At 64.7% G+C, this 11,604-nt stretch carries 11 protein-coding genes and 1 pseudogene; 7 read left to right on the forward strand and 5 right to left on the reverse strand.

Annotation, left to right across the window (positions count from 1 at the left end; genetic code table 11):
• Positions 1-9: 9 nt before the first annotated feature.
• The 5 genes and pseudogenes from AC1DYD_RS25115 to AC1DYD_RS25135 all read left to right on the forward strand — a co-directional run.
• Positions 10-249: pseudogene (locus AC1DYD_RS25115) on the forward strand (IS701 family transposase); the annotation flags it as partial.
• 592 nt (positions 250-841) lie between these two features.
• Positions 842-2,032 (forward strand): cation:proton antiporter, encoded by a 1,191-nt coding sequence (locus AC1DYD_RS25120; RefSeq protein ID WP_478175478.1) that lies wholly within the window; start codon positions 842-844, stop codon positions 2,030-2,032.
• Between the two features lie 287 nt (positions 2,033-2,319).
• Positions 2,320-2,472: a hypothetical protein gene (locus AC1DYD_RS25125; protein WP_478175479.1), complete on the forward strand. Its 153-nt coding sequence runs from the start codon at positions 2,320-2,322 to the stop codon at positions 2,470-2,472.
• A gap of 153 nt (positions 2,473-2,625) precedes the next feature.
• On the forward strand, positions 2,626-4,107 hold the full coding sequence (locus tag AC1DYD_RS25130) for an arylsulfatase (RefSeq protein ID WP_478175480.1): 1,482 nt from the start codon (positions 2,626-2,628) through the stop codon (positions 4,105-4,107).
• 5 nt (positions 4,108-4,112) lie between these two features.
• Complete coding sequence (locus AC1DYD_RS25135; protein WP_478175481.1) at positions 4,113-5,345, forward strand: class I SAM-dependent methyltransferase; 1,233 nt, start codon at positions 4,113-4,115, stop codon at positions 5,343-5,345.
• Positions 5,346-5,470: 125 nt separating this feature from the next.
• Here AC1DYD_RS25135 and AC1DYD_RS25140 read toward each other — a convergent pair whose 3' ends face one another.
• From AC1DYD_RS25140 to AC1DYD_RS25160, 5 genes are all read right to left on the reverse strand, one after another.
• Positions 5,471-6,343, reverse strand: a complete 873-nt coding sequence (locus AC1DYD_RS25140) for an ABC transporter ATP-binding protein (RefSeq protein WP_478175482.1) — start codon at positions 6,341-6,343, stop codon at positions 5,471-5,473.
• Entirely contained in the window at positions 6,343-7,086 is a 744-nt protein-coding gene (locus AC1DYD_RS25145; RefSeq protein WP_478175483.1) for an ABC transporter ATP-binding protein, read from the reverse strand. The genes AC1DYD_RS25140 and AC1DYD_RS25145 overlap by 1 nt, the downstream gene beginning before the upstream one ends.
• Positions 7,083-8,063, reverse strand: a complete 981-nt coding sequence (locus tag AC1DYD_RS25150) for a branched-chain amino acid ABC transporter permease (protein ID WP_478175484.1) — start codon at positions 8,061-8,063, stop codon at positions 7,083-7,085. Before AC1DYD_RS25150 ends, AC1DYD_RS25145 begins: the two co-directional genes overlap by 4 nt.
• Complete coding sequence (locus AC1DYD_RS25155; RefSeq protein ID WP_478175485.1) at positions 8,060-8,944, reverse strand: branched-chain amino acid ABC transporter permease; 885 nt, start codon at positions 8,942-8,944, stop codon at positions 8,060-8,062. Before AC1DYD_RS25155 ends, AC1DYD_RS25150 begins: the two co-directional genes overlap by 4 nt.
• A gap of 72 nt (positions 8,945-9,016) precedes the next feature.
• Positions 9,017-10,255 carry an amino acid ABC transporter substrate-binding protein gene (locus AC1DYD_RS25160; RefSeq protein ID WP_478175486.1) on the reverse strand — a complete coding sequence of 413 codons (1,239 nt, stop codon included), beginning with the start codon at positions 10,253-10,255 and terminating at the stop codon, positions 9,017-9,019.
• Positions 10,256-10,427: 172 nt separating this feature from the next.
• Here AC1DYD_RS25160 and AC1DYD_RS25165 point away from each other — a divergent pair, with 172 nt between their 5' ends.
• Together AC1DYD_RS25165 and AC1DYD_RS25170 are read left to right on the forward strand one after the other, a co-directional pair.
• Positions 10,428-11,063: a TetR/AcrR family transcriptional regulator gene (locus AC1DYD_RS25165; protein WP_478175487.1), complete on the forward strand. Its 636-nt coding sequence runs from the start codon at positions 10,428-10,430 to the stop codon at positions 11,061-11,063.
• A 109-nt stretch (positions 11,064-11,172) separates the two neighbouring features.
• Positions 11,173-11,571, forward strand: a complete 399-nt coding sequence (locus AC1DYD_RS25170; protein ID WP_478175488.1) for a VOC family protein — start codon at positions 11,173-11,175, stop codon at positions 11,569-11,571.
• Positions 11,572-11,604 lie beyond the last annotated feature (33 nt).

An 11,604-nucleotide genomic window follows, 5' to 3' on the forward strand; every position in this document is an offset into this window, starting at 1 on the left:
TCCTGATGCCTGATGGCCGAACGCCTGATCGCCGACAAGCCAGTCGGCGGTAAAAAAAACTTCATCGAACGCCAAGTGCCTGCGTTTCCCGCGAATTACATCCCCCGCGGCAGTCCTGCGCGCGCAGCGCCACGTGGACCATTCGATCACGACACTGCGACTCAGCCTGAGCTATCTACTCATCGCTCGCCTCGGGCAGTGCCCTTGCTGCGGCAAGGCAAGCGCAAAGCTACTCTTGTGACACAGTAAGACTAGGGATGGTGTTCAAAAGGCATTGTCACGTTGTCGACAGGTCGCGGATCTCGTCGTCGACGGTCTCCATCCGCTTCGGGTAGAGCGTGCCCTCGATTACGCCTTGCGCGCGATGCACGCCGATTGAGTTGGATCAATTGCCGACGGGAGGCCGTTCTTGTTGGTCTTCACGAACGCTGTGACGTACTGGGGACTATCAAACGGTTTCCGCGCGGTGACTTGCAAGGACGGCCACAAGCGACAGGGAGGCCGCGGCGACGCAACGCTCCTGCTCCTGGCTTCGGCGACTGGCGCGATGTGGTGTGGGAATCGGAAGTCGCGCTCGCGGTCAAATCCGCGCATGCCAAATTCGTCAGATCGACGACGCAGTTGATCTTTGTCAACTGCCAAGTCGTCGCGCGATTCACGATGAAGTCCTTTCAACCAATCCAGACCGAGGAAGCTGCAGCAACTTCCGCCCACCACACGCCAGGGGTCGATGCATGACAGTCAGGTTCCGATCAGGTTGGTTGGCCTCGGCCGCTTTCGCTGCAGCAATGGTGCACGCATCGGCGCATGCAGAAATGAGCGTTTCCCGAAATAGATCGAGATGACGACCGGCCATCCTGTTTTCTGGCTGCTGCTGGTCGCAGTGGCCGCGCCGCTACTGGCTGAGATTCCGCTCGGCGTGCGCGTGCCGACTGTCGTGCTCGAAGTGCTGCTCGGGATCGTGATCGGCCCGGAGGTACTCGATCTCGCACGCTTCGAGGGATTCATCGCCACGATGTTCAGCTTCGGCATGGCTGTCACGCTCTTCATGGCTGGGATGGAACTTGACTTCAAGGAGGTCAGCGGCCGCCCCCTGACGTTGGCCCTGGCCGGCTGGATGCTCTCGGCGCTGCTCGCCCTCGTTGCGATCGCGTTGCTGCATGTCCTGCCGCAAGTGCATTCGCCGTGGCTGGTCGCGGTCGGGTTGTCTACAACCGGAATCGGAGTTCTCATTCCGATCTTTCGCGACAGCGGCCAGCTCGATACGTCGCTCGGGCGGATGGTGCAGGCTGCGGGCGCCCTGGGGGAACTCGGACCGATCATTGCAATGTCACTGGTGCTTTCGACGCGCTACAGCACTTGGCAGGAGATGGGATTCCTGGTCGTGTTCCTTGCGATCGTTGGCGCCGCGACGACAATCGGGGTGCGCGCGAGGCCGCCGAAGCTTCTGACAATCCTGAGCCGCCATCTCCACGCGAGCACGCAGTTGCCCGTGCGACTTTCGCTTCTGCTGCTTGGGGGCCTGTTCCTCCTTGCAGATCGGTTCGGATTCGACAGCATGTTGGGCGCCTTCGCGGCCGGGATGATCATCGGCCAGGCCACGCACGGCGAGTCCGGCGAGTCATTCCGGGAGAAGGTCGACGCCGTGGCGTTCGGCTGGTTTTACCCGTTCTTCTTCGTCGGCGCGGGCATCAAGTTCAACGTCGCGGCGCTCGGCGCCGATCTGACGACGATCCTCCTGGTGCCCGCGTTCACGGCGCTGTTCCTGCTCGTTCGCGGCGCGCCCGTACTGCTTTACCGTCAAGCGCTCGCAAAGGGCGAGCGCTTGACGTTCATACTGTCCTCGGCGGTTCCGTCGCTCTCCATCGTCATCGTCATCACCGAATTGGGTGTCCAGACCAAGGCAATGAACCCAGACATCGCCGCCGCGATGATCGCAGCCGCCTTGCTTGCGCTGCTGCTGTTCGCGGCGATCGCGAGCTCCCTGTTGGCTGCTCCGGCGGCCGGCCCCGTGAGGGCGAGCGACGAGTAGTTGCCCATCCCGTTGGACTGAACCGCCGCACGACGGTGGTGCTATGGGTATTGAATCAGCCGGGGCGTGGCCAGGCCCGGGAGTTCAAAAGCAAGAGGCGTGCCCGGCCGATGCTGGAATGAGCTTCGAGTTGCCCAGGCGCGTGCGATGAATTCCGACCGCGCCGCCACGTACGTGGCGTTGCGTGCGCGCCGGGATGGCGCAAGGCATGGCGACGGGCAAGAATGCTGCGCATGGAGTCGCCGCGCGCGAAGACTGTGTGCGATCTGTCGCAAGGAAAACGTCAAATGAAGAGCTTCCACTTCGGACTCGCCGCACTCGGCGCCGTCCTGGCCATTTCCGGACCATCGATCGCTCAGCAATCCTCGCAGAAGCCGATGCGGGTGAGGGGCGCTGGCGGCATGGTGAAGCCGCCGCCGGAGCCACCGGGCAGCAGGTAGGGGCAATGACGCCGCGTCTCCACTTGATCCAATCGTGCGATTCAGTCAGGAACTGCGCTCGGCTGGAGCGCGGTCACAGGGGGGATGCGGAACGGAGAGCAAGGCTGAACGACCTTGCCATGCACTTCAACTTCTCAACCGAAAGGTATCGACATGGCCACGAAGAAACCCAACATCCTGATTCTCTGGGGCGACGACATCGGCTTCTGGAACATCAGCCACAACAGCCGGGGCATGATGGGCTACAGGACGCCCAACATTGACCGCATCGCGGAAGAAGGGGTGACCTTCACCGACTACTACTCGCAACAGAGCTGCACGGCGGGTCGCGCCTGCTTCATCACTGGCCAGAACCCGATACGCACCGGCCTGACAAAGGTCGGCATGCCCGGCGCCACCGTCGGCTTGCAGAAGGAAGACCCGACCATCGCCGAGCTGCTCAAGCCGCTGGGCTACGCCACCGGCCAGTTCGGCAAGAACCACCTGGGCGACCGCGACGAGTTCCTGCCGACCGTGCACGGCTTCGATGAGTTCTTCGGCAATCTCTATCACCTGAATGCCGAGGAGGAGCCGGAGCTTCCTGACTACCCGAAGGATCCTGAGTTCAAGAAGCAGTTCGGCCCCCGAGGCGTGCTTCACTGCATTGCCGACGGCAAAGGCGGGCAGACGATCAAGGACACCGGCCCGCTGACCAAGAAGCGCATGGAGACCATCGATGAGGAGATCACCGACGCCGCGATCTCCTGGATGGAGAAGCAGGCGAAGGCGGACCAGCCCTTCTTCCTCTGGTACAACGCGACGGCCATGCACTTCCGCACCCACGTCGCGGAAAAGAACCTCGGCAAGAGCGGGCAGGACCCCTACAGCGACCGCATGGTCGTCCACGACGAGCAGATCGGCCAGATCCTGGCCAAGCTCGACGAACTCGGCATCGCCGACAACACCATCGTCATGTACTCCACCGACAACGGCCCGGAGAACGACACCTGGCCCGACGGCGCCAGCACCCCGTTCCGCGGCCAGAAGGACTCCAACTGGGAAGGCGGCTGGCGGGTGCCGTGCATGATGCGCTGGCCGGGCAAGATCAAGGCCGGCTCGGTGCTGAACGGCATCGTCTCCCACATCGACATGTTCCCGACACTGCTCGCGGCCGCCGGCAACGCGGACGTCACGAAGCAGCTTTACGACGGCTGCAAGGTGGGCGACAAGACGTTCAAAGTCCATCTCGACGGCTACAACCAGATACCCTACCTGACCGGCGCGGCGAAGGAGAGCCCGAGAAACGTCATCGTGTACTTCAGCGACGACGGCGACGTGATTGCGGTGCGCGTGGGGGACTACAAGTTCCATCTGGCGATGCAACGCGCCAACACGATGAGGCAGTGGGCCGAGCCTTTCGTGAAGCTGCGCGTGCCGTACATCATGAACCTGCGCCGCGACCCGTTCGAGCGGGCCGAACTGAACTCGAACACTTACATGGACTGGATGGTCGACCACGTGCCCCAGATGTACCAGATGCAGGCGGTGATCGCGGGGCAGATCGCGGATTTCGCCAAGTTCCCGCCGCGCCAGAAGCCCGCGTCGTTCAACCTGGACGCGGTGCTGGCGCAGGTGTCGGGTCACGGCAACTCCTGAGCGCGATGGGTGACCGCAAGGTGGCGCAGGAGGTGAGCGCTTTCTACGAGCGCCACCCCTACCCACCGCCGGTCGACGACCTGGAGCGCTACCGGCCATCGGGGAGCGATGACCGGCGGCGCAGCGATACCCTGCTGTTCTGGCCGGATGAGCCCTTTCGCGATGACCGGACGATCCTGGTCGCCGGCTGCGGCACGTCGCAAGCCGCCAAGCATGCGATGCGCTGGCCGCGCGCGAAGGTGGTCGGCCTCGATGTCAGCGCGACGAGCATCGAGAAGACCGGCGTGCTCAAGCGCAAGTACGGCCTCGACAACCTGGAGCTCCACCAGCTCCCGGTGGAGCGCGCGGCCGAGCTGGGTCGCACTTTCGAGCATGTGGTCTGCACCGGCGTGCTGCACCATCTGCCGGACCCCGACGCGGGCCTGCGGGCCCTTCGCAATGTGCTGGCGCCGAGCGGCGCGATGCACCTCATGGTCTACGCGCCCTACGGCCGCGCCGGCGTCTATTTGCTGCAGGACTACTGCCGCCGGCTCGGCATCGGCACGACGGCCGACGAGATCAAGGCGCTCGCGGCGAGTCTTCGTGCGCTGCCGCCGGACCACCCGCTGATGCCGCTGCTGCGCAGCGCGCCCGACTTCAAGAGCGAGGCGGGAATCGCCGACGCGCTGCTCCACCCCCAGGACCGGGCCTACTCCGTCCCGCAGCTGTTCGATTTCCTGCGAGCCGGCGGCTTGCGCTTCGGCCGCTGGCTGGGGCAGGCGGCCTATCTGCCCGAGTGCGGCGGCCTGGCGTCCTCGCCGCACCAGCCACTGCTGTCCCGGCTGCCGAAGGAAGATCAGTACGCCGCCGTCGAGCTCTTTCGCGGGTCGATGGTCCGGCACAGCGTGGTGGCATACCGCGACGACGGGCCGGACCATGCCCCTGTCAGCTTCCAGGGCGATGCATGGCTGGACTACGTGCCCTTGCGCCTGCCCGACACGGTCATGGTCCAGGAGCGGCTGCAGCCGGGCGCGGCCGCGGTGCTCATCAACAGGCACCACGCGTTCACCGATCTCTATCTTCCCGTCAATGCGCAGCAGAAGAAGCTCGTGGAAGCCGTCGACGGCCGGCGCACCATCGCCGAGATCGCGCCGGAGCCCGCACTGCGCAACGTTGCGCGCGTGCTGTTCGAGGGGCTCTGGTGGTACGACCAGGTCGTGTTCGACCGATCACGTTCTCGCATCAGGACGCAGATGTGACAGGCACCGGTTTCTCGACCCGCTGGGTCGCCGACCCGTATGCCTTCCTGACGTGAAGGACTTCAGCAGCGCCCTCTGGGTGCTCTACACCGGCCAGCTCCAGTCAACACCACCCGCGGTTGCGATCAGGAATCGGTCGACCGGGCGCCGAGAAACAGGCGCCCGACGTCCGGATTTTCGAGCAGCTCGGCGCCCGTGCCCGCGATGGCCACCGACCCCGAAACCAGCGCGTAGCCGATGTCGGCGAATTGCAGGCCCTTCTTTGCGTTCTGCTCGACGATGATGATGGCTTTGCCTTCGTCGCGTTGCAGGTCGGACAGGATTTCAAAGACCATATCGATGAAGCGCGGCTCCAGCCCGATCGAAGGCTCGTCCACCAGCAAGATGTGCGGATTCATCACCAGCGCACGCGAGATTTCGAGCAGACGCCGCTCTCCGCCCGATAGCACGCGCGCCGGCTGGTGGCGGCGATGGGCCAGGTTGGGGTACTTCGCAAACACGCGTTCGACGGCCTCCCTGGCCTGGTCGGGATGCGCCAGCAGAAAGCCTCCCATCAGGAGGTTTTCCTCCACCGACATGTCGGGGAACACCGAGTTGTCCTGAAGGACGTAGGCGATGCCGGAATGCTTGAGCTTCTGGTTCGGCGACATGCGCGTGATGTCCTCGCCGTTGACATGGATGCTGCCGCCGGTGATGCGCGTGAAGCCGTAGATGGAATGCAGCACCGTGGATTTACCGGCGCCGTTGGGGCCGATCATGCACAGCGACTGACCGGCGGCCACCTGCAGGTTCACGCCGTGGAGAACCTCCATCTTGCCGTAGCCCGCATGGAGGTTCTCGATAGACAGCTGCGGCTTGCCGCCGGCCAGCTCGGCGATGCGCTCGCGCGAAGGCCCCTCGCCGACCAGGAGCGCAGCCTCCCGCGCGACGTCATCGACCGAGAGCCAGTCTTCGTCCAGATCGGCGTCGTCGCGTTGCCCGTGCTTCTGGGTCGCCATCAGCGCGCCCCCAGGTAGGCGTCGATCACCCGCTGATCATTCTGGATGGCCTCAGGCTGTCCCTGCGCAAGCAACTCGCCATGCGCGAGGCAGTAGATGTATTCGGCCAACCGCATGATCACCCGCATGTTGTGTTCGATGACGAACAGCGTGACTCCGAACTCGCGGTTCACTCGGCGCAACTGGCTGATCAGGCCGTTGATCAGTGTCGGGTTGATGCCGGCCGTGGGCTCGTCGAGCAGCAGCATCCTGGGTTCGCTCATGAGCGCCATGGCGAACTCGAGCAGCTTCTGCTGTCCGAAGGAAAGCTCGCCCGCTTGAAGCTGGCGTTTGGCGTACAGGCCGACGAACTTGAGCAGATCCTCGGCCTTGCCGGTCTCGGCGGGCGAAACGCGGCGAAACATCGAGCGCCATCGATCGCCGGACTGAGGCACGCTGATGACCATGTTTTGAATGCAGGTCATCCTGCCGTAGATGCGCGTCTGCTGAAAGGTGCGCAACAGACCGAGACGGGCGATTTCGGGCACACGCAAACGAGAGATCTCGCGCGCCTGAAAGCGGATCGAGCCGGCGTCGATCGGGTGATGGCCGACGATCGAATTGAACAGCGTGGTCTTGCCGGAGCCGTTGGGGCCGATCAACCCGACGATCTTGCCCTCGGGCACGTCGAGACTGATCCCGTTGTTGGCGAGCACGCCGCCGAATGTCTTGCGCACGCCCTGGATGCTGAGGATCGCCGTCACTGATGGACCTCCGATCCTTCGATCCGGTGACCGAAGCGCTCCGGCCAGCGCTCGTGCACCCACCCGAGAATTCCGCGCGGGAAGAACACCACGATGATCACGATCAGCAAGCCCAGCGCCACGCGCTGCCAGCCGAGCAAGTAGGTCCAGAACACCTCCTTGGTCAGATGGAAGATCACCGCACCGATCACGGGGCCCCAAAGCGTTCCCTTGCCGCCCAGGATCGCCATCAGCACCATCCACACGCCGAAGGTCGTGCCGGCGAACGCGACCTCGCGCGCATCGATGAAGCCGATCATGTTGCCCACGGCAGCGCCGGAAAGTGCCAGAAACAACGCCGAGATGCACCACGCCGTGGTCTTGTACCGCGTCGTGCGCAGGCCCATCGCTTCGGCCTTGTCTTCATCGTCGCGGATGGCGTTGATCGCAAGGCCAAAGCGACCGGCGTACAACCAGCGCAGGAAAGGAAGGGTGATGGCCGCAAGGGCCAGGCAGAGGTAGTAGAAGAAGTTCTCGCGCCCGCCGATCGCGCCCGGGAACAGCGGCGGAACCATGCCCGCGCCGGCGCCGATGAACGCCCAGCCGCCGGCAAGTTCGCCCGCGGCAATGCCCAGACCCAGCGTGCCGATGGCGAAGTAGTGTCCGCGCAAGCCGAGCATGCCGGATCCGAGCAGTGCGGCCACGGCGACCGCAAGCACGGCGCCCGCGCCCATGCCAAGGAACAGCGCCGGAAAATAGCCGAGACCGGAGTCCCGCTGCACCACGGCACAGGCGTACGTGCCGATGCCGAAGAACAGGATGTTGCCGAAAGAGTTGTAGCCCATCTGGCCGCCTTGCAGGTCCCAGGTGAGCGCGAACACGATCATCACCCACAGGAACGCCAGCTGCGTGCGGTAGCCGGGCACCAGGATCGGCGCCAGCAGCGCCAGGACCGCGACGCCGGCATAGAGGGCCGGACGGGTGAACGCCGAGTTCATCGCAGGACCCTCCGCTGGCGACCGAGCGAGAACCGCCGTCCTACGAGAATGACGACCAGGAGCCCATAGACAAAGGCCGCCTGGTATTCGGCACCGAGGATGAACCCGGCGAAATTCTCGGCCGCGCCGAGCCCGAGCGCGGCGACGAACACGGCCATCACATTGCCGAGTCCGGCGAGGATCACGATCATGAACGAGCGCACCGTGTACGGCAGGCCCAGGTACGGATGCACGACCCAGGTCATTGCCACCAGGGCGCCGGCCGCCCCGCAGATCGCCGCGTTGATGCCGAAGGTCCAGGCGTACACGGCGTCTGTATCAACGCCCATGATGCGCGCGGCACGCGTGTTCTGGGCCGTGGCCCGGATCGCCCGTCCCATGCGCGAACGCTTGAGAAACCCCATCAACGCGGCCCCGACCGCCAGGGCCGCCACGAATGAAACCAGCTTGATCTCGGCGACAGTGACCCGCCCGCCGAACAGGAACAAGGTTCCGAAACCTGACTCGGCCGTGCGCAGATTCGCGCCGAACAGGCCGTTGGCGAGTTGCTGCAAGAGAATGCTGAGGCCGAAGGTGGCGAGGATGGAGATGAACAGATCCTTGTCCACGACGCGGAAGATGACGCTGCGGTACAGCGCCCAGCCGAAAAGGAACATCAGCAGCGCGGCCAGCGGAATGCCGAACAATGGGTGGACGCCGGCGGCATACAGGAAGAACGCGACGTACCCCCCGAGCATGACCAACTCGCCCTGGGCGATATTGATCAGGTTCATCACGCCCCAGACGAGCGCCATGCCGTAGGCGGGGAGCGCAAAGATCGCTCCGATCCAAATGCCGTCGAGCAGCAACTGCACCGACAGCACGGGCGCGTCGAACAGCAACTGGAGGTTGTTCATCTCGCCATTCACCTCTCCCAGTCCCGGGCCGCCGGACCGGGGAACGGGACGCCGCCGCTACGGCGCGACCCTTCGCGGCCAGACCAGCTTGGCCTCGGCCCATCGGGTCGGGGCCACCACCTTGTAGTGTCCGTTCTGCACTTGGTAAAGCACCATGGGCTTGGCGGTGTTCTTTCCGCTCGGGTCGAACTTGATCGGCCCGTAGAAGGTCATCATGTCGGTGCTGGCGATGGCGTCGCGCACCTTCTCGGGATTGAAGGACTGGGCGCGTTCGAAGGCGTCCACAAAGACCAATACCGACGCCGTCGACTCGGCCGCCTGGTAGGGTGCTTCGTAGCCGAACTCCTTCTTGAAGAGCTGCGCATACTGCTCGGCGGTACCGAACCACTTGTCCCGATAGTTCAGGCTGCGGTCCCACTGCGAAGCGCACAAGAGCGACTCGGCGAGCTTGCCCAGCGTCTCCGCAACCTGGGCCGAGTCGCAGTGCGTCGTGGCGATCATCGGGACGTCTATCTTCATCTCCACCGTCTGTCGCACCACGAGGGTCGCGCCCTTCTCGTGCCCGGACACGATGAGCAGATCGGGTTTGAGGGCCCTGACCTTGGCGAGCGTCGCCGCCATGTCGTTCAGGTCGGGCGGCAGCTTGTCGTCGATGACGACCTTCATGCCCTGACGCGTGGCGTCTTCCACGACGCCGTCGCGCACGTCCAGGCTGAACGGATCATTCTCGAAAGCCATCGCGACCTTGAGCGTCTTCGGGTCGCGACCGTTCTGCCTGGCGACTTCGGCCGCCAGATTCACCGCATCGCGCAAGTAGTAGTCCGAAGTGGACAGGACGGCAAAGAGGTAGCGATAGCCTTGGGTGAACAATTCGCGCGCTGCGCCGTTGCCTTCGACGTGCGGAACCTTGTATTTTTCGGTCACCGGCGCGATCGCCTTGGTCAATCCCGAGCTGTAGGCGCCGAGCACGAACTTCACTCCGTCCTGGGCAATCAGGCGCTCGGCGAGCTGCGCCCCGCGCGCCGGCGTGGATTCATCGTCGTAGTAGACGATCCTGAATTTGTAGCTCTTGTCGCCCACCTTGACGCCGCCGATTTCGTTGGCGCGCTTGACCGCAAGATCGTAGCCGTCTTTCGTGTTCTTGCCGTTGACGGAATACTTGCCGGTGAGCGACACCGCCGCGCCGAGAACGATGGAATCGGCTTCGACCTTGTCGGCGCCCTTCGCTGCCGTCATCAACAGCAGGGCGCAGGCGCCCGCGGTCGGCAGGAGTGTCATGGCGGACGTTTTCAGCATGATTGTCTCCTTCTGCGTCCCCTCCTATGGCGTGTCGGTGCGGCACGCTCAATATAGCGCTTCGATACACCCAATGGGACAGTGGGCATATCGGTGCCGAGTCGAGCGCGAGATGACCCTCAGGGTCGAGTGTCTTGACACCATACCGACTGGTACGGTACGGTTCGACCCCATGGACACCGCTCCTCAAGACGCCAGAACCAGACTGCTCGACGCTGCGCTGCAGGTCATCCGCAGCAAGGGCTACACCGCGACCACGGTGGATGACGTCTGCGCCGCGGCCGGGGTTACCAAGGGCAGCTTCTTTCACCACTTCCCAAGCAAGGAAGATATGACCCTGGTGGCGGTGGCGCACTGGAACAGCACCACCGGCGCCCTGTTCGAGCGCGCGCCCTACCAGCGGCTGACCGACCCGCGCGACCGGGTGCTGGGCTACATCGACTTGCGCAAGCAGCTCCTGCGCGGCGACGCGCCGGACTACAGCTGCCTGCTGGGCACGCTCGTGCAGGAGACCTTCGAGACGCATCCGCGTCTGCGCGCCGCCTGCAACGAGGGCATCGCGCTGCATGCTCAGACCGTCGGCCGCGACATCGCGGCTGCCAAGGCCCTCTACGCGTCCGACGCCGCGTGGGATCCGCAGGTGCTGGCGCTGTTCACGCAGGCCAGCTTGCAGGGCGCATTCATCCTGGCCAAGGCGCAAGGCGGTGCCGCCATTGCGCGCCAGTGCGTCGACCATCTGCGACAGCATGTCGCCAACCTGCTGGGTGCCAAGCCGCATCCGGCTTCTTCGAGGAAGCCCAAGCCATGAGCGATCACGAACTCGTTCCGACCCGCCTGATCGACGTGCCGCAGCCGCACGCGCTGCACGGCCCAGGCCGCCACGCTCTGAGATCTTCATCGACCGAAAGGGAGTTGCCATGAACCCCGTTGTTCACTTCGAAATGCCCTACGACGACGCCAGCCGCATGGCGCGCTTCTACGAGACGGCCTTCGGCTGGCAAACCCGGCAGCTCGGCGCGGAGATGGGGGGCTACGTCACGGCCGCCACCGCGGAAGCCGGCCCGACGGGCCGCCCGGTGCAGCCCGGCGCCATCAACGGCGGCTTCTTCCCGCGCAAGGCCGACTGGCCCGCGCAGCACCCCTCGGTGGTCATCGCGGTGGACGATATCCGGGCCGCGATGAAGCAGGTCGCGGCGGCCGGCGGCACGGTGCTCGGGGAGCCGATGGAGATTCCGGGTGTCGGGCAGTACGTGTCATTCATGGACACGGAGCAGAACCGGGCGAGCATGCTGCAGCCTTTGCCGCGGGCGGCGTAGGCAGGGCGTTCCCGAACCGCGAGCGTCAGAGAC

The organism is Variovorax sp. P4_B11 (genome assembly GCF_056402355.1).